Source organism: Rhizobium acidisoli, from assembly GCF_002531755.2.
Classification (GTDB): Bacteria; Pseudomonadota; Alphaproteobacteria; order Rhizobiales; family Rhizobiaceae; genus Rhizobium; species Rhizobium acidisoli.
In genome coordinates this window covers 3,874,909-3,894,437 of sequence record NZ_CP034998.1, presented here as the reverse complement: position 1 = coordinate 3,894,437, position 19,529 = coordinate 3,874,909, and the positions used below count along the sequence as shown (strand labels likewise).

Here is a 19,529-nt window from a genome sequence, read left to right as displayed (position 1 = left end):
GGTGAAAATGAGAACCATCCTCTCGCGGCCCATCCATGCTGCTTTTCATCGGCATTCAACCGCCCCTTGACGGATGCCGGGGATGGCTTACTCTGCCAAATCATCCTCCGGAGCATCTCCATGACGCAGTCCCTGGTCTTCGGCGCCTTCCTGGCGGCGCTCTTCTACGTGCTCATTCCGGGACCCGCCTTTCTGCAGCTGCTCGGCATCGGTGCCGGGCAGGGACGCAAGGCCGGCGCTTTTTTCATGATGGGACATCTGGTCGGAGATCTCATCTGGTCGTCGCTGGCGCTGATCGCGATCGTCGGCGCGAAGACGATCGGAACCTTCGTCTTCGACCTGCTCGGCCTTGCGTGCGGCTTCTACCTCGCCTGGATCGGCTGGAGCGCCGTCAATGCCAAGCCGAAAGCCGAGGGACAGGCTCTCGTGGTGGTCGAGCGGCCGTTTCGCCGTGGGCTGATCTTCGGCGTCACCAATCCAAAGGGCTATCCCGTGGCGCTTGCCACCTTCACCGCACTGGTTGCGGGCTCGGCCGGGGCGCTGGATTTCGAGGCCTTGCCGATGCTTCTCGGCGTGTCCTTCGTCGGTTTCGTGACGGCCGACATCATTTTGATCGGCGTCATCGGCGCCGGCGCGGTGCGCCGCTTCTATCGCGCGCATGAGCGGCTGATCGTGCGCTGCTCCGGCGTCCTCTTCATGGGGTTTGCCGCCCAGGCACTCTGGCACGCCACGCCCGGTCTCATCGGCTGGCGCAGGGCCTGATTTAGAGCCTAGCTATCCAGGAAATTGACGATCGATTTCAGCGTCTGGACTTCATCGGGACCGCCGATCGACATGGCGATCTGCAACTGATTTTTGTAATAATCGAGAAAATTGAAGCTGGTGCCGTCGGTGACACTGGAGAGATCGATGACGTTGCCGAGCGGATCGATCGCATGCATCGGCAGCGGCTCTGAGATTGCAGCGTAGGTGCTCTGATCGATCAGGCCGCTGTCGAAACTCTGACGCGCGTAATTGCGCAATTCGCCAGGGCTGACAGCGGTGAAATCCGGACCTTCATCACTATTATCGTCGATCTGGAACGAGGCCGGGGCGGGAGCTCTGGTCTCGATTTCAATATGAGAGGTCTTCGAACTTTTTGCGTTATTAGGATTGTTTTTAAATAGCAAACTCTGAGAAGACCGCACAGAAAAAATTTCCATGGCGCATGTCCCCGTACAGGAAGAAACATGGGGAAACTAGCGCTCGCCCGTGATTCGCGTCAATCGTTAACGATTGGTTAATTCTAGCGCGTCAATTTTTGTCCACCAGATTTTGCAGGCGAGGCAAAAGGTCCTTCCCGCATACCAATTCTACGACAGCTCTCCTATATTGACGAACCCGTGCATGCCAAAAAGGAATTCTCCGATGCCTTCTCCCCATGATTTCAATCCGGCGCTGGTGACTTGGGACGGCCTTCACGGCCTGCCGCGTTTCGATGCTGTCGATGACGGCGATTTCGCAGCCGCCTTCGAAGCGGCGCTTGCCGCCCATGAACGTGAGATCGACGAGATCGCCGGAAATGCCGAGGCGCCGACATTCGACAATACGGTCACGGCGCTGGAAATAGCCGGCGATGCATTGTCGCGCGTTTCGGCGCTGTTCTGGAACAAGGCGGGCGCCCATACCAATGATGTGATCCAGGCGCTGGAGCGGGAGATCTCGCCGAAGATGTCCCGCCACTATTCGAAAATCGGCATGAATGCCGCGCTCTTTTCCCGCATCGACACGCTTTGGGAGAAACGCGAAAGCCTCGGCCTGACGCTCGAGCAGAAACGCGTGCTGGAGCGCCACTGGAAAGGCTTCGTCAAGTCGGGCGCCAAGCTCGAGAAGGCCGAGCAGGAGAAACTGGCAGCGATCAATGAAAAGCTTGCCGGTCTCGCCACGCAATTCGGCCAGAACGTGCTCGCCGACGAGAAGGCCTGGGCACTCACGCTTTCTTCTGGAGCCGAGCTCGACGGCCTGCCGGAATTCCTGCGTGACGCCATGGCCGCCGCAGCACGCGAACGCGGCGAAGAGGGCAAGTATGCGGTGACGCTGTCACGCTCGATCATCGAGCCGTTCCTGACCTTTTCGGAGCGCCGCGACCTGCGCGAGCAGGCATTCAAGGCGTGGGTGGCGCGCGGCGAAAATGACGGCGAGACGGACAATCGCGCCGTGATCCGAGAAACGCTGGCGCTGCGCCATCAGGTGGCGAGCCTGCTTGGTTACGGCAATTTCGCCGAGCTGAAGCTCGACAATACGATGGCAAAGACGGCGGAGGCGGTGAACGACCTGCTCAAAGCAGTCTGGGCGCGGGCGGTGAAACGCGCTGGCGAGGAGGAGGCCGATATCGCGGCGCTGATCGCCGAGGAAGGCCGCAACCACGAGGTGATGCCTTGGGACTGGCGCCACTACGCCGAAAAGATCCGGGCGCGGAAATTCGATTTTTCCGAGGCCGAGCTCAAGCCCTATCTGCAGCTCGAGAAGATCGTCGAAGCCTGCTTCGACGTGGCCGGCCGGCTCTTCGGCATCCGCGCCGTCGAGAAGAAGGGCGTGGCCGCCTATCATCCGGATGTCAGGGTGTTCGAAATCAGGGATCGCGAAGATCGGCTGGTCGCGCTTTTCCTTGGCGATTATTTCGCCCGCGGCTCGAAACGATCAGGCGCCTGGATGAGCTCGCTGCAATCGCAGCATAGGCTGGAGCTGAAGAACGGCCGCCACGGCGAGCTGCCGATCATCTACAATGTCTGCAATTTCGCCAAGCCGGCCGAGGGCAAGCCGGCGCTGCTGTCGCTCGATGATGCGCGCACGCTGTTCCACGAATTCGGCCACGCGCTGCACGGCATGCTTTCTGATGTCACCTATCCCTCGGTCTCCGGCACCGGCGTTTCGCGCGATTTCGTCGAGCTGCCGTCGCAGCTCTACGAGCACTGGCTGACGGTGCCCGCTATTCTGAAGCGCTATGCCGTGCATGTCGAAACCGGCGAGCCGATGCCGCAGGCTCTGCTCGACAAGGTGCTGGCGGCGCGCACCTTCAATGCCGGCTTCAACACCGTCGAGTTCACCTCGTCGGCGCTTGTTGATATGGCCTTTCACACGCGGGAGGCGGTTGCGGATCCGATGGCGGTGCAGGCCGAGGTGCTTGCCGAGATCGGCATGCCGAAATCGATCGTCATGCGCCACGCGACGCCGCACTTCCAGCACATCTTCTCCGGCGGTTATTCGGCCGGCTATTACTCCTATATGTGGTCGGAGGTGCTCGACGCCGACGCCTTTGCCGCCTTCGAGGAGACGGGAGACGCCTTCAATGGCGAGATGGCGCGCAAGCTCAAGGAAAACATCTATTCCGTCGGCGGCTCGGTCGATCCGGAGGATGCCTACAAGGCTTTCCGCGGCAAGCTGCCGAGCCCGGATGCGATGCTGGTCAAAAAGGGACTTTCGACCTTCGAGGAATTGACAGGCAGCGACGCCTAAGACAATTTGATGACACGCTTCGATGCGGCATGGCGGCAGCCATGCCGCAGCTTTTGCGCGTTCCCCTCTTTCGCAAACGCAAAAAAAACTGTATGGACGCCCCAAACCAATAGGCGCGTCCTCAAGAGCGTGCGCCGCAGCCTCAGAGATTTCACATATGGCACTTCGCAATATCGCGATCATCGCGCACGTTGACCATGGCAAGACGACCCTGGTGGATGAGCTTCTCAAGCAGTCCGGCTCGTTCCGCGAAAATCAGCGTGTCGCTGAACGCGTGATGGACTCGAACGATCTCGAAAAAGAACGCGGCATCACCATTCTCGCCAAGGCAACCTCGGTCGAGTGGAAGGGTGTCCGTATCAATATCGTCGATACCCCCGGCCACGCCGACTTCGGCGGTGAAGTCGAGCGCATTCTCTCGATGGTGGATGGCGCGATCGTTCTCGTCGACGCGTCCGAAGGCCCGATGCCACAGACCAAGTTCGTCGTCGGCAAGGCGCTGAAGGTCGGCCTTCGCCCGATCGTCGCCATCAACAAGATCGACCGTCCGGACGGCCGCCACGAAGAAGTCATCAACGAAGTCTTCGATCTTTTCGCCAATCTCGACGCGACCGACGAGCAGCTCGACTTCCCGATCCTCTACGGTTCGGGCCGCGACGGCTGGATGAACGTCAATCCGGAAGGGCCGAAGGATGAGGGCCTTGCACCGCTTCTCGACCTGGTGCTCAAGCATGTTCCTGAGCCGACCGTCGAAGAAGGCCCGTTCCGGATGATCGGCACCATCCTCGAAGCCAACCCCTTCCTCGGCCGTATCATCACCGGCCGTATCGCGTCGGGCTCGATCAAGCCGAACCAGGCCGTCAAGGTTCTCGGCCAGGACGGCAAGCTGATCGAAACCGGCCGCATCTCCAAGATCCTCGCCTTCCGCGGCATTGAGCGCACGGCGATCGACGAAGCCCATGCGGGCGACATCGTGGCGATCGCCGGCCTTTCCAAGGGTACTGTCGCCGATACGTTCTGCGACCCTTCCGTCTCGGAAGCCATGAAGGCGCAGCCGATCGACCCGCCGACGGTGACCATGTCCTTCATCGTCAACGACAGCCCGCTGGCGGGCACCGAAGGCGACAAGGTGACCTCACGCGTCATCCGCGACCGTCTCTTCAAGGAAGCTGAAGGCAACGTCGCCCTGAAGATCGAAGAAGCCGAAGGCAAGGATTCGTTCTACGTGTCCGGCCGCGGCGAACTTCAGCTCGCCGTGCTCATCGAAACCATGCGTCGCGAAGGCTTCGAGCTTGCCGTGTCGCGTCCGCGCGTCGTCATGCACAAGGATGAAAGCGGCCAGCTTCTCGAGCCGATCGAAGAAGTCGTCGTCGACGTCGACGAAGAACATTCCGGCGTCGTCGTTCAGAAGATGTCCGAGCGCAAGGCCGAAATGGTCGAGCTGCGTCCGTCGGGCGGCAATCGTCTTCGCCTGCGTTTCTATGCACCGACCCGCGGCCTGATCGGCTACCAGTCGGAACTGCTGACGGATACGCGCGGCACGGCGATCATGAACCGCCTGTTCCACGACTACCAGCCCTACAAGGGCGTGATCGGTGGCCGCGTCAACGGCGTGCTGCTCGCCAATGCTCCCGGCGAAGCCGTCGCCTATGCGATGTTCAACCTGGAAGACCGCGGTCCGATGATCATCGAGCCGGGTGAAAAGGTCTATGCCGGCATGATCATCGGCATCCACACGCGCGATAACGATCTTGAAGTGAATGTCCTGAAGGGCAAGCAGCTGACCAACATCCGCGCCGCCGGCAAGGACGAAGCCGTCAAGCTGACGCCGCCGATCCGCATGACGCTTGATCGTGCGCTTTCCTGGATCCAGGAAGACGAGCTGATGGAAGTGACACCGAAGAATATTCGTCTGCGCAAGATGTATCTCGACGCAAACGACCGCAAGCGTTTCGAAAAGTCGAAAGCGGCTCTCTGAGAGCTTCAAAGCACCCTTGGAAACCCCGGCCTTCGTGCCGGGGTTTTTTATTGTGCGCCGCGCTGATTCCGACTTGTGACAATCGTTAAAAAAGCGTTAAATTTTATCTGTCGTCCACATATCAAGTCTGTGGGCAATCGATCACGATGCGCTGGCTGCATATGGTTAATTGCCTTCGGCGGGACCAGAGTAAACGTTATGAAGACGTTGTCGATCGATGTTCGGCGGGCCGAACCACACGATGCCCGAGCCATATCGGAAACGCACAGGCTTGCCTGGCAGCACACATACGCAGGCATTATTCCGCATCGGGCGCTGACGCAGATGATCGAGCGGCGCGGTGAAAACTGGTGGCGCAAAGCGACGCGCGGACCGGCGACGCTCCTGGTTCTCGATGTTGCCGGAACGGTTGCCGGCTACGCAACGCTCGGCCTCAACCGCGCCCGCGCTTTGCCGCAGGAAGGCGAAATCTACGAGCTCTATCTTCGGCCGGAATATCAGGGCATCGGCCTCGGCCGGATGCTGTTCGGCGAGGCGCGCCGGCTGCTGAAGTCGCTCGGCTGCAACGGGCTGGTCGTCTGGTGCCTCGAGGAAAACGAGACCGCCGGCCGGTTCTACCGCCATCACGGCGGTGTCGATTTCTGCGAAGGCATGGAAAATTTCGACCACAAGCAGTTGAAGAAGATCGGCTTCATCTGGAATTGACCGGCTCGGTCGGCAATCGCCTGTTTCCTATTCGAAAGTTTCGAGCTCTTTGCGCCGATGCCATCACGCATTGGTGATCTCAAATGTTGCGTTGCGAGATGAAACTGATTATCTGGCTGCGATAAATTCAACCCCGCGGGAGTTCCTATGCGCATCGACGCCATTTCCATCGGTAATAATCCACCTGAGGACGTCAACGTTATCGTCGAGGTTCCGGTCGGCGGCCATCCCATCAAGTATGAAATGGACAAGGAAGCCGGCACGCTGGTCGTCGATCGTTTCCTCTACACGCCGATGACCTATCCGGGCAATTATGGTTTCGTGCCGCACACGCTGTCTGAGGACGGCGACCCGATCGACGTGCTGATCGCCAGCACCCGCCCGCTGGTTCCGGGCTGCGTCATCAATGTGCGCCCGATCGGCGTCCTGAAGATGGAAGACAATTCCGGCAAGGACGAGAAGATCATCGCCGTGCCGTCGCCGAAGCTGACGCTGCGCTATGAGAAGGTGAAGGACTACACCGATCTTCCCGAGATCACGCTGAAGCAGATCGAGCACTTTTTCGAGCACTACAAGGATCTGGAGCCCGGCAAGTGGGTGAAGATCTTCGGCTGGGGCGATTCCAAGGAAGCCGGCCAGCTTATCCTCGAAGCCGTCGAGCGCGCCAAGAAGACCAAAGGCTGATTATTCAGCCTAAAAGCGTTTCGAGCTTTTTTCCCAAATCCTCCGGGTCACCGTCGATCCGGAGGATTTTTTTGCGTGCGGTATCGCCGGAGACGAGGCTGACGGAAGACTTGGCGATACCGAGGGATTTGGCGATCAGCAGGATGAGAGCCTTGTTGGCCTTGCCTTTCTCGGGCACAGTCGTGACGCGCGTCTTTAGATAGGCCTCGCCTTCGCCGTCGGTTTTGGCGCCGTCGATCGCGTCACGCCCGCCATTCGGCGTCAGCCGTATGGCGAGGCGGACATGATCGTCGGATTTCTTCCAGGGACGGTTCACATGCGGACGCCAAAAAGCGGCGCGACGGTGGTCGCGAGAAGCATGCGAATGAAAAAGATGATCAGCAGCAGAATGATCGGCGAAATATCGATCCCCCCGAGATTGGGCAGTAGGCGGCGGATCGGACGTAGAACAGGCTCGGTTACATTGTACAGGAACATGCCGACCTGATTGACGAACTGGTTGTTGGAATTGATGACGTTGAATGCGAAGAGCCACGAGAAAATAGCGCTGGCAACCAAAATCCAAATATAAATTTGCAAAGCTAAATCAATGGTTGCGAACAGCGCATACATCGTCATCTCCAATTCGTTGTTGACAGACATGTAGACATTGGCGACTAAACGAGCAAGTGCCGTGTGGGAACGCGCGGTGAATCATGTTTAACGGGCGGCCTTGCAGCTATTCCCGCGCCCGTCTCCTCGGAAAACTCCATGTCGTTTTCGCCCACCGGAGACCGTTTTGCCGCGTTCCGGCATTCGTCCTACACGCGGTTCTTTTTCGCGCGCTTCCTGCTGTCCTTCTCGCAGCAGATCGTCAGCGTCGCCGTCGGCTGGCAGATGTACGACCAGACGGGCAAGGCGATCTATCTCGGGCTGATCGGTCTCGTGCAGTTCCTGCCGTCGCTGCTGCTCATGCTGGTCACCGGTTCGGTGGCCGACCGGTATAATCGCCGGGCAATTGCGGCACTCTGCTCGCTGGTCAGCGCGCTCTGCACACTGGCGCTGCTGGTCATGACTGTCATGGTGACCTTCACGCCCCTGCCGGTTTTCGCCGTGCTTCTGATCTTCGGCATCGAACGCGCCTTCATGTCGCCGGCGGTGCAGTCTCTCGCGCCCAATCTCGTGCCGGAGCATGCGCTGTCGAATGCGATCGCCTGGAATTCGTCGTCCTGGCAGCTCGCGGCGATCACCGGGCCGGTGATCGGCGGCCTGCTCTACGGCGTCAGCGCGACGACCGCCTATACGGTGGCGGTGATCTTTTCCATCCTCGGCGCGGCCCTTCTGTACATGATCCCGAAGCCGGAACAGAAGACGACGGGCGAGGCCAAGAGCTGGGCGATGATCCTCGGCGGCTTCAGTTTCATCCGCGCCGAAAAGGTGGTGCTCGGGGCGATCTCGCTCGATCTGTTTGCCGTGCTGCTCGGCGGCGCGACGGCACTGATGCCGATCTTCGCCCGCGATATCCTGACGCTCGGCCCCTGGGGGCTTGGCCTGCTGCGCGCGGCACCGGGGCTCGGCGCCATCGTCATGGCGATCTTCCTTGCCGCCTATCCGCTCAAACACCGCGCCGGCGTTTACATGTTCATCGGTGTTGCCCTGTTCGGCCTGGGAACCATCGTCTTCGGCATGTCGACCAACACCGAAGTCTCGATCGCCGCACTTGCGCTGATGGGGGCGGCCGACATGGTGTCGGTCTATGTGCGCGAGAGCCTGATTGCGCTCTGGACGCCGGATCAGCTGCGCGGCCGCGTCAATGCGGTCAACATGGTCTTCGTCGGCGCTTCGAACGAACTCGGCGAATTCAGGGCGGGCACCATGGCATCGATCTTCGGCGCGGTGCCGGCGGTCGTTATCGGCGGAATAGGGACTTTGGCGGTGGCGGCGATCTGGGCTTCGAGTTTTCCCAAATTGCGCAGGATCGATACGCTCGACGCGCCCAGCACGTGAGATAGCGCGGATACGCGTTCTCTACGCGGGAAGTGTGATCGAAGAGGCGGCTTTCGCCGGTTTGCCCTCGAAGACGATATCGAGGAATTCGGTCAGCCAGGCTTTCAGCGGCGCGTCGAACAGCATGCGGCCTTCGAGATGCTCGCGGCCCTGCTGGGCGTTTGGCAGGATGAAGCGGTGCGCGCCATGCACCACCCAGCGATGCATCATCACCCGGGTCAGTTCGGCATGGAACTGCAGGCCCCAGGCGTTGCCGTCATAGCGGAAGGCCTGGTTCGGATAGGTATCGCCTTCGGCCAGCAGATCGGCGCCGTGCGGCAGGTCGAAGCCTTCGCGGTGGAAATGATAGACCATCTTCGGCCAATGCATCAGCAGGCGGCCCTTCTCGGTCGGGTGCAGCGGATACCAGCCGATCTCCGTCGAGCCGTCGGCATTCGACTGGACCTTGCCGCCGAGATGACGCACCAGCATCTGCGCGCCGAGGCAGATACCGAGATAGGGGCGTTTTTCCCGCAAGGGAATGTCGATCCAGCCGATCTCTTTCTTGACGAAGTCGTCGGGATCATTGGCGCTCATCGGCCCGCCGAAGACGACGGCGCCGGCATGCTCTTTAAGCGTCGTCGGCAGCGGTTCGCCGAGAACCGGGCGTCGAATATCGAGGCGATAGCCCTTTTCGACGAGCAATTGGCCGACACGGCCGGGGCTCGACCGTTCCTGATGCAGGACGATGAGGATCGGGCGCCCGTCGCGGTTCGACTTTTGCTCAGTCGCTATCATCTTGCGCAACCCGAACATCCGTCACCCTGGCGGCCGCCTCCTGCCGCTTCTGGATGCGCTCGCGCGAGGAGACGCCGAGCAGATCGGCGATACGCCAGATCACATGGTCCTCCATTTCGCTGCGTTCGCCATCGGCATAGACGATGTCCCAGAGAATGCCGATCAGTTCCAGCCGTTGCTCGGTATTGAGGTGGCGTTTGAGGTCGGCGGTGAAGCGATAATAATCGACGGCAGTGCTTTCGGCCTCGAGGCCGGCCGCCATCAGGGCATCCAGCTGCTTGCCGTCGAGCGCATATTGCTCCTTCAACAGCTTGCGCAGCCGCTTCTTCTCGCTGGCCTTGATCTGACCGTCGGCTTCCATGACCTGCATACAGAGGGCGGCCACTGCGATGCGCGGATCATCAGGGGCAAAACCTTTCTTGGGGTGGTCGGCGGTGAGCTTCTGGAAGAATGCCTGAAAGCGTTCGAACATGCGGTTTTCGTTCCATTTCAGAAAAGGCGGAGCCGCGTCTTGGGTTCCGGGTCCACCCTGGGGTCGCGAACGCCGGGATCATCCGGCAGGCCGCCAAAGAAAGGTTTCGCTTCGCCCGGTGCAGGCGCTTTGCCGCTGGCGGGTTCGACGGGCTTCGATTTTGCCGGCGCCGGCGCCGGCGTCGGGCGCACAGCCTCGGCGATCGTCGCGGCGCGTTCCAGTTCGATGATCCGATGGTCATTGACCGGGCTTTCCGGCCTGACGTCGCGCAGCGGCGGCAAGGTCTTCAGAGCGGTTTCGATGGGCGGCACTGAGCCGTCTTCGAGCGGACCCTCGATCTGGCCGAAGGGCGCCTTCCATTCGAAGGCGTCGAGGCGGCCGGTTACCGGTGATACCGGCAGCCATTTGTCCGACACGAAACCATCCGCCACCCAGGCCGGATCGCGCGGGGCTTTCAGCGCCTGGGCCAGCCAGTGGCGCACGCGGCCCTGATCTCCGGTCTCGGCTTCCTCGATGTCGGCCAAAAGCAGGAAGGCGGCTTCACGCGGCTGCATGCGGGCGGCCGCTTCCGCCTTGGCGCGGGCCTTGGCGAATTCCTGCGCGTCGAGTGCGGCCTGGGCGACGACGAGAAGGGATTCGACGTTGTTCGGGCGCAGCCCCTCAAGCCGTTCGGCGCGCTTCAGCCGGTCGAGCGTGGAATCGCCGCTGCGGGCCCGGACAAAGGCCTGGCCGATCTCGGGATGCGGCGCCGATTTCCAGGCCTGTTCGAGGATCGAGGCGGCCTTGCGCACCCCGCCTTCGCGAAACAGCGCCTTTGCGGCAATGAGGGCTGCCGGAATGAAATCGGCGGCGAGCTTCAGCGCCTGTTGCGCGTCGTCGCGGGCGCCGGTCGGGTTGCCTTCCAGCTTCTCGCCGGCGCGCGCCGTCAACAGGACCGCGTGCAGACGGTTGGCGTCGGCCTTTTCGACGACACGGGCGGCCTTTTGCTGTTCGAGCAGGCGGATCGCATCGTCCCAGCGGCCGGCCTGGCTGCGATATTCGAGGGTCGCCTGTGCGGCCCAGGGCAGATAAGGCGCATTGTCGGCAGCCTTCTCGGCATATTGCCGGGCGGCCTCGTTGGCGCCGAGCCGGCGGGCCTCCAGATAGAGGCCGCGCAGACCGAGTTCGCGTGTCTCGGGATCGTTGGCCATGGCCTCGAACTTGGCGCGCGCCTCATCGTAGCGGCCTTCGATTAGAGCGGCCTGGGCCTCGAGCAGGCTGATCAGCGGCTCCTGATCGGCGCGGATGAGGCCGCGCGAGCGGGCGGCCATCTTGCGGGCGAGAGCCGCATTGCCGGCGCCGGCGGCGATCAGGCCGGTCGACAGCGCCTGATAACCGCGGTCTCGCTTGCGGGCACGGAAATACCGCGTCACCGAATGCGGCGAGGTCCAGACCAGGCGGACGAACCACCAGGCGATCATCACGGCGGCGATGAGAGCGATGATCGCGCTGGCGGCGACGATCAGTTTCGTCTGGTAGATCTGGCCCTCCCAGATCAGCGAGAGGTCGCCGGGACGATCGGCGAGCCAGGAGAAGCCATAGGCGAGAAGCAGCACGAAGAGGGCGAAGGCTACAAGGCGGATCAGCATGGTCTCATCCCTCCTTGCCGGTGCCGGAAACCGCTTTCGACAGCGCCCCTCCGACCAGTTCCTCGACGCGGATACGCGCTTCGAGCGATTGTTTGAAGGCGGCGGACGCCTGCTTGCCGGGAGCCGGCAGGTTGTTCCATTCGGCGGAAGCAGCCGGCAGATCGCCGCTCTTCACCTTGTCCTCCATGCGGGCGGCGATAGCTTCGACGCTGTCGCCCTCGATATTGCCGACGGGACGGACCGATACCAGCGACTTGGCGCTCGACATCAACCGGTCCGACCAGCTCTCGTTCGGATCCGGCTGGTTGACGGCTTCGACGATCGCGGTGGCGACATCGGGAACCTGACGCATGAGTTCGGCGCGCGAGGGAATGCCGGTTTCGGCAAAGGCTCGGAGGTCGGCAACGGCGGGATCGTCGGGGGCGACGCCGGCGAAAGTATCGAGTTCGGCCAGGAACGGCCCGCCGCGATCAATCGCCGCCTTGAGGGCGGCCGCCGCGATCGCCCGGGCGACGGCGACATCCTCTCGCGGCTCGTTCAGCTTCTTTTCGGCCTCGTCGAGACGCTTGGCGATATCGGCGCCGCTCGTCGTCTGCTGCTCGGAAGACTGGGCCAGGGTGGCACGCAGCTGGTCGACCTGGCCGGTCAGCTCGGCAATCTTCTGGTTGAGTGCCTCGACATTTGCCGAATCGGCCGGTGCGGCGGCCGCTGGCGCCTTGGCTGTCGTTTCCAGCGCGGCGATGCGCTTTTCAAGCGCACCGTCATCTGTACTCGCCGGATTGGCGGCAAGATTGGCGACGGTCTGTTTCAGGCCATCGATCTCGCCGGAAAGATCGGCGATGTCAGGCGATGTCGCCTGCGGCGCGGAGGAACCCGGGAGATAGCCGGCATATTGAATGGCGCCGGCGCCAAGCAGCGCCACCAGGCCGCCGAAGATGCCGGCGGCGATGAGACCGGAGGTGGCGGCGCGCCGCGGCTGTTCGGGAGGCGGCGCGAAGGCGGGCCCCGGGGCTGCCGGCTCCTCCTCCGGTGCGTCCGTTGCAGGCTGGTCCTCGTGTTCGGCTGGTTCGTGTTCGGTTTGCTCCTGCTCGGCACGTGCCTGTTCGAACTGCGGCGCAGCCTCGGTTTCGGGCGTCACGCCGGCATCGGCGGCGCTGTTGTCGACGCTGCCGACATCCTTCTCAACCGGCTTTTCGGTATCGGCTGCAGAGGCGAAATCCTGTGCTTCGAGGTCGATCGTGACCGGCTCGTCGGCGCTCTTCGAATGGCGTGGCGGGTTTCCCGATACCATGAGGTCCTCTTTATCCTGCATTGCAACGAAACTAGACAGTGATGCCAATTAAGGGAAGAGGTTAGATCAAATTTGGGCGGCTAAAGCATTCAAAGCAGCGACAAAAGACTTTTCTCATCCGGCATCGGCGCAATCGCCGCATTTTTTTTCAAAGCCGCCGGGATGGCTTGCGCCACCGCCTCGCTGAGGCAGAGAAGGCGGATTCCGCTTTGCTCCGACAGGGCCAAGCGAAGTTCCGTCACGCCAAAAAAATCCTCGGCCGTCTGCCGGGAGTAGAAGAGAACCGCGTCCAGCCGCCCGCCGGCAAAAATCGCTTCGATCTCGGCCGGGCCGGGGGCAATCGGCTGCATGCGATAACATTCAGCGACGGAAAAGCGGATGCCGAGCTCACGCAATCCTGCTTCGAAGGTTTCCGCACGCGGCGTGCCGGCAAGGTAGAGCAAGTCCTCTATGTGCGCGCCGACGAGCTCGGCCAGATCGCTGCCATTGCCGTTAGATGAAGCAACCGAACGGAAGCCGAGGGTGCGCGCTGCCTCCGCTGTCGTCTCACCGACCGCGAAAAGCGGGCGGGCAAGATGCGGATGAAGTTGCTCACCGAGAGCAGAGAGGACCCTGACGGCTTCGGCGCTGGTCACGGCGATCGCGCCGCTGGTTCTTGCAAGCGCGGCCGCGGCGGCAGTGCTGTCGTGCACCGGCTGGCGCAACGGCAGCAGCAGCGGCTCGTGGCCCATGTCGCGCAGACGTTGTGCGGTTTTTTCAGCCGAATGCGCGGGGCGGGTGACGAGCACGCGCATGGCCGCGTCACTGCCAGTCGTCGAAAAAGGCGCTGCCGGCCCTTGCGCGCACGTCCTGCCCGGCGCGGGTGCCGAGTGCGGCCGCATCGCGGCGGTGGCCGTCGGTCGTCACCGCATGCTGGCTGCGGCCGTCGGGGGTGATGATGAGGCCGGAGAAGCGGATCAGATCGCCTTCGCAGACGGCATAACCGCCGATCGGCGTGCGGCAGGAGCCGTCCAGCGCGGCGAGGAAGGCGCGTTCGCAGGAGACGGTGTCGAAGGTCGCGGCATCGTTGACCGGTGCCAGCAGATCGTCGATCTGAGTATCGCCGATGCGGCTTTCGAGGCAGATCGCCGCCTGCGCCGGCGCCGGCGGGAAGGTGTCGGGGTCGAGAATATCTGTGAGAACCTCGACCTTGCCCAGCCGTTTCAGGCCGGCAAGGGCCAGCAAGGTGGCGTCGACCTGGCCTTCTTCGAGCTTGCGCAGGCGCGTTTCCACCAGGCCGCGGAAGGTCACGACATTGATATCGGGCCGCATGCGGCGGATCAGTGCCTGGCGGCGCAGCGACGAGGAGCCGACGGTGGCGCCATGCGGCAGGTCGATCAGTTTGGGCGCGGTGCGGCCGATGACGGCGTCGCGGATATCCTCGCGCGGCAGATAGGCGGAGAGATGGAGCCCGTCGGGCAGCTTCGTCGGCATGTCCTTGGCGGAGTGCACGGCGAAATCCAGCTCGCCGGATACAAGCTGCTGTTCGAGCTCCTCGGTGAAGAGGCCCTTGCCGCCGATCTCAGCCAGCGACCGGTCGGTGATGCGATCGCCCTTGGTCGACAGCACGACGATCTCGAACATCTCTTCGGGCAGATGATGCGCCGCCATCAGCCTGTCGCGGGCCTCATGCGCCTGGGCAAGCGCCAGCGGGCTGCCCCGCGTGCCGATCCGGAAAGGTTTTGTTTGCATCCGCTCAGTTCCGTTGTTACCGGAGTTCTCGTAAACGGGTTTCCATCCCATCGCAATCAACGAACAGGCCTCATGGTTCCCTTTCTGCGTATCCTTGGCATCGAAACGAGCTGCGACGAGACCGCGGCCGCCGTCGTCGAGCGCGATGCGGAGGGAAATGCCAGAGTGCTCTCCGATGTGGTGCTGTCCCAGCTCGACGAGCATAGCGCCTATGGCGGCGTGGTGCCGGAGATCGCGGCACGCGCCCATGTCGAGGCGCTGGACGAGCTGATCGAGGAGGCGCTGAACCGCGCCAATGTGTCGCTTGATGAGGTCGACGCCATCGCCGCGACGTCCGGGCCGGGGTTGATCGGCGGCCTGCTGGTGGGGTTGATGACCGGCAAGGCGATCGCGAGGGCCGCCGGCAAACCGCTCTATGCGGTCAACCATCTCGAAGGCCATGCGCTGACGGCGCGGCTGACCGACGGGCTTGCCTTTCCCTATCTGATGCTGCTCGTTTCCGGCGGCCATACCCAGCTGATCCTGGTGCGCGGCGTCGGCGAGTATCAGCGCTGGGGCACGACGATCGACGATGCGCTCGGCGAGGCTTTCGACAAGACGGCAAAGCTGCTCGGTCTGCCCTACCCCGGCGGCCCGGCGGTGGAACGGATGGCGCGGGACGGCAATCCCGATCGCTTCGCGTTTCCGCGGCCGCTGGTCGGCGAGGCGCGGCTGGACTTCTCCTTCTCCGGCCTGAAGACGGCGGTGCGGCAGGCGGCACAGGATATCGCGCCGATCAGCGATCAGGACGTGGCCGATATCTGCGCCTCGTTCCAGAAAGCGATTTCGCGGACGCTGAAGGACCGCATTGGCCGCGGCCTGCAGCGGTTCAAGACGGAATTTGCCGCGACCGATGAGAAGCCGGCCCTCGTCGTTGCCGGCGGTGTTGCCGCCAATCTCGAACTGCGCGGCACGCTGCAGGCGCTCTGCGATAAAAACGGCTTCCGCTTCATCGCACCGCCGCTGCACCTCTGCACCGACAATGCGGTGATGATCGCCTGGGCGGGACTTGAGCGTATGGCGACGGGCGCTGCGCCGGATCCGCTCGACGTCCAGCCGCGTTCGCGCTGGCCGCTCGATTCCAATGCGGAAACGCTGATCGGTTTCGGCAAGAGGGGGGCCAAGGCATGAGCGAAAACATCGCCGTCATCGGATCGGGAGCTTTCGGAACGGCGCTCGCCGCCGTCATCGCCCTTGCCGGCCGCAGCGCGGTGACGCTTGTCGGGCGCAATCCGTCGCTGATTTCAGATCTGAAGGCCGAACGGCTGCATGATGCAGCACTGCCCGGCATATACCTGCCCGATACGCTGGAATTTGCCGCCGAGCCGGAGGCGATCGCCGGCGCCTCCATCGTGCTTTTTGCCATGCCGTCGCAGGCGCAGGCCGATGCCGCCCGGCAGTACGGCCTCTATCTTTCAAAGGATGCTATTGTCGTCACCTGCGCCAAGGGCATCGAGCGGGCGACCGGCAATCTTTTGACCGACATGCTGGAACGGGAACTGCCGGACCATTCCGTCGCCGTGCTTTCCGGCCCGGGTTTTGCCGCCGATATCGCCAAGGGCCTGCCGACGGCGATGGCGATTGCGGCTGATGATATGGAGGTCGCCGAGCGGCTCGCCCAGGCGATATCAGGCCGGACCTTCCGGCTTTATGCCTCCAGCGACCGCATCGGCGTGCAGCTCGGCGGCGCATTGAAGAATGTGCTGGCGATCGCCTGCGGCATTGTCGAAGGCGGCGGCATCGGCGATTCCGCCCGTGCGGCGCTGATTGCGCGCGGGCTTGCGGAAATGTCGCGTTTCGTCGTCGCCAAGGGCGGCCAGGCCGATACGGTGCGCGGGCTTTCCGGTCTCGGCGATCTGGTGCTGACGGCAACCAGCCATCAATCGCGCAACCTGCGCTTCGGCATCGCGCTCGGACGCGGCGAAAAGGTCGATCCGCTGCAGGGCGCGCTGGTGGAAGGTGCGCTTGCCGCCTCCGTCGCCTCGCGGCTTGCCGCAGAGCTTGCAGTCAGTATGCCGATCACCGACGCCGTTTCCGCCATCATCGACGGCAGGCTCGATATAGCAGAAGCGATCGAACAGCTGATGACGCGCCCCATTACCACCGAATAGGAGACAGACATGCTTTTCGCCCTTCTCTGCAAGGACAAGCCGGGCCATCTGAATGTGCGCATGGAAACCAGGCCGACGCATCTTGAGTATCTGAACGGGCTGAACGCCGAGGGCACGCTGAAGATCGCCGGCCCGTTTCTCGATGATGAGGGCAAGGCCTGCGGCAGCCTGATTATCGTCGAAGCGGAGACGAAGGAGGCGGCGCGGGCGCTTACCGATGCCGATCCTTATGCCAAGGCCGGCTTGTTCGAAAGCGTCGACGTCAAGGCCTACAACTGGGTCTTCAACAAGCCGGAGGCGTGAGGCATGGCGCACTGGCTCTATAAATCGGAACCTGCCTCCTGGTCCTGGGAGCAGCAGAAAGCCGCCGGCGAAAAGGGCACGGAATGGACCGGCGTTCGCAACTATCTGGCGCGCAACAATATGCGGGCGATGCAGCTCGGCGACAAGGGCTTCTTCTACCATTCCAACGACGGGCTGGAGATCGTCGGCATTGTCGAAGTCTCAGCCCTGTCGCAGCCCGATTCCACCGCCAAGGGCGATCCGAAGTGGGATTGCGTCCACATTCGCGCGGTCATGGACATGCCGAAGCCGGTGACGCTGAAGGACGTCAAGGCGAGCGAAAAGCTCGCCAAGATGTCGCTCGTCACCTCCATGCGCCTTTCCGTGCAGCCGGTAACGGATGACGAATGGGCCGAAGTCTGCCGCATGGGCGGGCTGGACAATCCGCCGCGTTGAAAACCGATCCGGAAGCCTTTATCCGCGCCAATACCAGCGTGATGGCGCCGCCGCATGTGCCGGAGATCTCTCTCCATCTGGCCAGCGAAGCGCATGAACTCTGGCTGAAGACGGAGGAGGAGCTGGAGGCGATCGGCCTGCCGCCGCCCTTCTGGGCTTTTGCCTGGGCGGGCGGCCAGGGACTGGCGCGCTACATCCTCGATCATCCGGAGATGGTGCACGGCCGGCGCGTGCTGGATTTCGCCAGCGGCTCCGGCCTCGTCGGCATAGCGGCTGCGATGGCCGGCGCCCTTGAGGTGACGGCCGCCGATATCGATCCCTGGACGGAGAGCGCGATCCGGCTGAATGCCGAGGCCAATGGCGTTGCGCTCGGGTTTGCCGGCGCCGATCTGATCGGCAAACCCGTCGATGCGGATATCGTGCTTGCCGGCGACGTCTTCTACGACCGCGCGTTTGCCGACGCGCTCATTCCCTGGTTCTCGAGGTTGGCGGAGGAGGGTATGCCGGTGCTGGTCGGCGATCCCGGCCGCAGCTACCTGCCTCGGGATCGGCTGGAATTCTGCGCGGTTTACGAGGTGCCGGTGACGCGGGCGCTCGAAGACAGCGAAATCAAGAAGACGACAGTGTGGCGGTTCGGTCCCGGCTCATCCTGTTCTAAGGCCGGATGACGCAGACATTAGCCTCGTAGGTGCAGGGGTCGTCCTGCACGGCGACGTCGATGACCTTCGCCTTCGGGGCCTGCGGCTCGGGCCGTGGCGCTGGATAATATCCGTATCCATTGCCGCCGACATAAGTCCCGCCGTCGACCTGATAGGCATAAGAGCCGGCATAGGTGTCGCCGCTGTCGCCACCCGGCGGCTGGGGTGCGATGATGATCAGGCCGCCGCGAGCGACGCGATCTGTTGCCGCCGACGAAAACTGCTTCAAGAACGGCATCCGCTCTCTGCCGTGCCGGCGGCCATAGCTGTTGTCGAAACGGATGCCGCGATCGCGCCAGTTTACCCGTTCGCCGAGAAACAATCCGTTGTGAAGGGCAAGGAAGCGTTGATCGGGGAAGCGTTGATCGGGAAAGCGACGGTCGCTGAAGCGATGATCAACACGGCGCTCGCCGGCGGTGGCAGGCAGTGCTGCAAGCGCGGCGAGCGCAAGCAGGGTGACTGCGCATAGACTGCGAAACATGGACGCCGGCCTCCGGGATTCCGATCGTTAACAAATCGTTAACGCCAGATTGCGCCAAAAGCGGCAGCTTGTCCATGCGGCTGACGAGAACGGCCCAATTATTGAGCCGAAAACACCAGTTTCGTTAGCCTGCAAATTTCGTGGTAACCCCAATCGATTAAATTAAGGCAAGACAGCGATTGTGCTTGTCGTCGGCGTTTCCGGTGATTAAACGTCGCAATTGATGCAACGCACACAGAGAATACGTCATCGTGTGGTTGACTGAGCATGCTCCGAAATCCGGGAGCGCAGAGAAGCCGCCGCGAGGTTCTGATGGCGAACGTGACAAATAACCGGCCCCTGTCGCCGCATTTGCAAATTTACAAACCTATTCCCACCATGGTCATGTCCATCGTCCACCGCATTACCGGTGGCGCGCTCTATGTCGGGACGATGCTCGTCGCCTGGTGGCTGATCGCGGCGGCAAGCGGCCAGGGCTCCTACGACTGGGCCAACTGGGTGCTCGGCAGCCTCCTCGGCAAGCTCGTGCTGCTCGGCTATACCTGGGCGCTGCTGCACCATATGCTCGGCGGCTTCCGCCACTTCATGTGGGACCTCGGCTACGGCTTCGGGAAGGAATTCTCGACCAAGCTCGCCATCGCCAACATCATCGGGTCGCTCTGTCTGACCGTGCTGGTCTGGGTGATCGGCTTCCTCATTCGCTTCTGAAGGTCCT

22 protein-coding genes are annotated in these 19,529 nt (G+C 62.5%); 12 read left to right on the top strand and 10 right to left on the bottom strand.

Annotation, left to right across the window (positions count from 1 at the left end):
• Positions 1-120 precede the first annotated feature (120 nt).
• Entirely contained in the window at positions 121-762 is a 642-nt protein-coding gene (locus CO657_RS19005; RefSeq protein WP_054182415.1) for a LysE family translocator, read from the top strand.
• An 8-nt stretch (positions 763-770) separates the two neighbouring features.
• Here CO657_RS19005 and CO657_RS19000 read toward each other — a convergent pair whose 3' ends face one another.
• Positions 771-1,202 carry a hypothetical protein gene (locus CO657_RS19000; RefSeq protein WP_054182416.1) on the bottom strand — a complete coding sequence of 144 codons (432 nt, stop codon included), beginning with the start codon at positions 1,200-1,202 and terminating at the stop codon, positions 771-773.
• Between the two features lie 205 nt (positions 1,203-1,407).
• Here CO657_RS19000 and CO657_RS18995 point away from each other — a divergent pair, with 205 nt between their 5' ends.
• The 4 genes from CO657_RS18995 to ppa all read left to right on the top strand — a co-directional run bounded on the left by CO657_RS18995 (position 1,408) and on the right by ppa (position 6,862).
• Entirely contained in the window at positions 1,408-3,495 is a 2,088-nt protein-coding gene (locus tag CO657_RS18995) for a M3 family metallopeptidase (RefSeq protein ID WP_054182417.1), read from the top strand.
• A gap of 157 nt (positions 3,496-3,652) precedes the next feature.
• Entirely contained in the window at positions 3,653-5,473 is a 1,821-nt protein-coding gene (gene typA, locus CO657_RS18990) for a translational GTPase TypA (protein WP_054182418.1), read from the top strand.
• A 198-nt stretch (positions 5,474-5,671) separates the two neighbouring features.
• Positions 5,672-6,178 (top strand): GNAT family N-acetyltransferase, encoded by a 507-nt coding sequence (locus tag CO657_RS18985; RefSeq protein WP_003582861.1) that lies wholly within the window; start codon positions 5,672-5,674, stop codon positions 6,176-6,178.
• A 147-nt stretch (positions 6,179-6,325) separates the two neighbouring features.
• Positions 6,326-6,862: an inorganic diphosphatase gene (gene ppa / locus CO657_RS18980; RefSeq protein WP_012559229.1), complete on the top strand. Its 537-nt coding sequence runs from the start codon at positions 6,326-6,328 to the stop codon at positions 6,860-6,862.
• Between the two features lie 4 nt (positions 6,863-6,866).
• On the opposite strand, the gene CO657_RS18975 is transcribed toward ppa, so the two are convergent.
• Positions 6,867-7,178: a DUF167 domain-containing protein gene (locus CO657_RS18975; protein WP_054182419.1), complete on the bottom strand. Its 312-nt coding sequence runs from the start codon at positions 7,176-7,178 to the stop codon at positions 6,867-6,869.
• On the bottom strand, positions 7,175-7,504 hold the full coding sequence (locus CO657_RS18970; RefSeq protein WP_054182420.1) for a YggT family protein: 330 nt from the start codon (positions 7,502-7,504) through the stop codon (positions 7,175-7,177). Before CO657_RS18970 ends, CO657_RS18975 begins: the two co-directional genes overlap by 4 nt.
• Positions 7,505-7,612: 108 nt before the next feature.
• On the opposite strand from CO657_RS18970, the gene CO657_RS18965 reads away from it, so the two are divergent.
• Positions 7,613-8,848 carry an MFS transporter gene (locus CO657_RS18965; RefSeq protein ID WP_054182421.1) on the top strand — a complete coding sequence of 412 codons (1,236 nt, stop codon included), beginning with the start codon at positions 7,613-7,615 and terminating at the stop codon, positions 8,846-8,848.
• A gap of 21 nt (positions 8,849-8,869) precedes the next feature.
• On the opposite strand, the gene CO657_RS18960 is transcribed toward CO657_RS18965, so the two are convergent.
• The 6 genes from CO657_RS18960 to hemC form a co-directional block, all read right to left on the bottom strand.
• Positions 8,870-9,643, bottom strand: a complete 774-nt coding sequence (locus tag CO657_RS18960) for a glutamine amidotransferase (RefSeq protein ID WP_054182422.1) — start codon at positions 9,641-9,643, stop codon at positions 8,870-8,872.
• The gene (locus CO657_RS18955; RefSeq protein WP_003589787.1) at positions 9,612-10,097 is read right to left on the bottom strand and encodes a tellurite resistance TerB family protein; all 486 of its coding nucleotides are present in this window, start codon (positions 10,095-10,097) and stop codon (positions 9,612-9,614) included. The genes CO657_RS18960 and CO657_RS18955 overlap by 32 nt, the downstream gene beginning before the upstream one ends.
• Before the next feature lie 17 nt (positions 10,098-10,114).
• Complete coding sequence (locus CO657_RS18950) at positions 10,115-11,725, bottom strand: heme biosynthesis protein HemY (RefSeq protein WP_054182423.1); 1,611 nt, start codon at positions 11,723-11,725, stop codon at positions 10,115-10,117.
• A 4-nt stretch (positions 11,726-11,729) separates the two neighbouring features.
• Positions 11,730-13,037: a COG4223 family protein gene (locus tag CO657_RS18945; RefSeq protein WP_197283873.1), complete on the bottom strand. Its 1,308-nt coding sequence runs from the start codon at positions 13,035-13,037 to the stop codon at positions 11,730-11,732.
• A gap of 68 nt (positions 13,038-13,105) precedes the next feature.
• A complete protein-coding gene (locus tag CO657_RS18940; protein WP_003589793.1) occupies positions 13,106-13,810 on the bottom strand; it encodes a uroporphyrinogen-III synthase in 705 nt (234 codons plus the stop codon).
• Positions 13,811-13,817: 7 nt separating this feature from the next.
• Positions 13,818-14,747: a hydroxymethylbilane synthase gene (hemC, locus tag CO657_RS18935; RefSeq protein ID WP_054182425.1), complete on the bottom strand. Its 930-nt coding sequence runs from the start codon at positions 14,745-14,747 to the stop codon at positions 13,818-13,820.
• Between the two features lie 72 nt (positions 14,748-14,819).
• Between hemC and tsaD the strand changes: the two genes are divergently transcribed.
• Genes tsaD through CO657_RS18910 form a run of 5 tightly spaced genes read left to right on the top strand, consistent with a single transcriptional unit; the run spans position 14,820 to position 18,303 of the window.
• On the top strand, positions 14,820-15,917 hold the full coding sequence (tsaD, locus tag CO657_RS18930) for a tRNA (adenosine(37)-N6)-threonylcarbamoyltransferase complex transferase subunit TsaD (protein WP_003589797.1): 1,098 nt from the start codon (positions 14,820-14,822) through the stop codon (positions 15,915-15,917).
• The gene (locus CO657_RS18925) at positions 15,914-16,897 is read left to right on the top strand and encodes an NAD(P)H-dependent glycerol-3-phosphate dehydrogenase (RefSeq protein ID WP_054182426.1); all 984 of its coding nucleotides are present in this window, start codon (positions 15,914-15,916) and stop codon (positions 16,895-16,897) included. Before tsaD ends, CO657_RS18925 begins: the two co-directional genes overlap by 4 nt.
• 9 nt (positions 16,898-16,906) lie before the next feature.
• Positions 16,907-17,200, top strand: a complete 294-nt coding sequence (locus CO657_RS18920; protein ID WP_054182427.1) for a YciI-like protein — start codon at positions 16,907-16,909, stop codon at positions 17,198-17,200.
• Between the two features lie 3 nt (positions 17,201-17,203).
• Positions 17,204-17,635 (top strand): EVE domain-containing protein, encoded by a 432-nt coding sequence (locus tag CO657_RS18915; RefSeq protein WP_003589801.1) that lies wholly within the window; start codon positions 17,204-17,206, stop codon positions 17,633-17,635.
• Positions 17,632-18,303, top strand: coding sequence for a class I SAM-dependent methyltransferase (locus CO657_RS18910; RefSeq protein ID WP_037073425.1), 672 nt, complete (start codon positions 17,632-17,634; stop codon positions 18,301-18,303). Before CO657_RS18915 ends, CO657_RS18910 begins: the two co-directional genes overlap by 4 nt.
• Here the strand turns inward: CO657_RS18910 and CO657_RS18905 are convergent.
• The gene (locus CO657_RS18905) at positions 18,290-18,814 is read right to left on the bottom strand and encodes a hypothetical protein (RefSeq protein ID WP_054182428.1); all 525 of its coding nucleotides are present in this window, start codon (positions 18,812-18,814) and stop codon (positions 18,290-18,292) included. The two genes, CO657_RS18910 and CO657_RS18905, sit on opposite strands and share 14 nt — an antisense overlap.
• A gap of 312 nt (positions 18,815-19,126) precedes the next feature.
• Here CO657_RS18905 and sdhC point away from each other — a divergent pair, with 312 nt between their 5' ends.
• Positions 19,127-19,522, top strand: a complete 396-nt coding sequence (sdhC, locus tag CO657_RS18900; RefSeq protein ID WP_003589805.1) for a succinate dehydrogenase, cytochrome b556 subunit — start codon at positions 19,127-19,129, stop codon at positions 19,520-19,522.
• Positions 19,523-19,529 lie beyond the last annotated feature (7 nt).

Bases quoted from the DNA above. Each gene is read 5' to 3' on its own strand.
- CO657_RS18940 (WP_003589793.1), bottom strand. From the start codon at position 13,810: ATGCGCGTGCTCGTCACCCGCCCCGCGCATTCGGCTGAAAAAACCGCA.
- CO657_RS18965 (WP_054182421.1), top strand. From the start codon at position 7,613: ATGTCGTTTTCGCCCACCGGAGACCGTTTTGCCGCGTTCCGGCATTCG.
- CO657_RS18915 (WP_003589801.1), top strand. From the start codon at position 17,204: ATGGCGCACTGGCTCTATAAATCGGAACCTGCCTCCTGGTCCTGGGAG.
- CO657_RS18985 (WP_003582861.1), top strand. From the start codon at position 5,672: ATGAAGACGTTGTCGATCGATGTTCGGCGGGCCGAACCACACGATGCC.
- CO657_RS18995 (WP_054182417.1), top strand. From the start codon at position 1,408: ATGCCTTCTCCCCATGATTTCAATCCGGCGCTGGTGACTTGGGACGGC.
- sdhC (WP_003589805.1), top strand. From the start codon at position 19,127: ATGGCGAACGTGACAAATAACCGGCCCCTGTCGCCGCATTTGCAAATT.
- CO657_RS18920 (WP_054182427.1), top strand. From the start codon at position 16,907: ATGCTTTTCGCCCTTCTCTGCAAGGACAAGCCGGGCCATCTGAATGTG.
- CO657_RS18905 (WP_054182428.1), bottom strand. From the start codon at position 18,814: ATGTTTCGCAGTCTATGCGCAGTCACCCTGCTTGCGCTCGCCGCGCTT.
- CO657_RS18955 (WP_003589787.1), bottom strand. From the start codon at position 10,097: ATGTTCGAACGCTTTCAGGCATTCTTCCAGAAGCTCACCGCCGACCAC.
- CO657_RS18960 (WP_054182422.1), bottom strand. From the start codon at position 9,643: ATGTTCGGGTTGCGCAAGATGATAGCGACTGAGCAAAAGTCGAACCGC.
- tsaD (WP_003589797.1), top strand. From the start codon at position 14,820: ATGGTTCCCTTTCTGCGTATCCTTGGCATCGAAACGAGCTGCGACGAG.
- CO657_RS18925 (WP_054182426.1), top strand. From the start codon at position 15,914: ATGAGCGAAAACATCGCCGTCATCGGATCGGGAGCTTTCGGAACGGCG.
- ppa (WP_012559229.1), top strand. From the start codon at position 6,326: ATGCGCATCGACGCCATTTCCATCGGTAATAATCCACCTGAGGACGTC.
- typA (WP_054182418.1), top strand. From the start codon at position 3,653: ATGGCACTTCGCAATATCGCGATCATCGCGCACGTTGACCATGGCAAG.
- CO657_RS19005 (WP_054182415.1), top strand. From the start codon at position 121: ATGACGCAGTCCCTGGTCTTCGGCGCCTTCCTGGCGGCGCTCTTCTAC.
- CO657_RS18970 (WP_054182420.1), bottom strand. From the start codon at position 7,504: ATGTCTGTCAACAACGAATTGGAGATGACGATGTATGCGCTGTTCGCA.
- hemC (WP_054182425.1), bottom strand. From the start codon at position 14,747: ATGCAAACAAAACCTTTCCGGATCGGCACGCGGGGCAGCCCGCTGGCG.
- CO657_RS19000 (WP_054182416.1), bottom strand. From the start codon at position 1,202: ATGGAAATTTTTTCTGTGCGGTCTTCTCAGAGTTTGCTATTTAAAAAC.
- CO657_RS18950 (WP_054182423.1), bottom strand. From the start codon at position 11,725: ATGCTGATCCGCCTTGTAGCCTTCGCCCTCTTCGTGCTGCTTCTCGCC.
- CO657_RS18945 (WP_197283873.1), bottom strand. From the start codon at position 13,037: ATGCAGGATAAAGAGGACCTCATGGTATCGGGAAACCCGCCACGCCAT.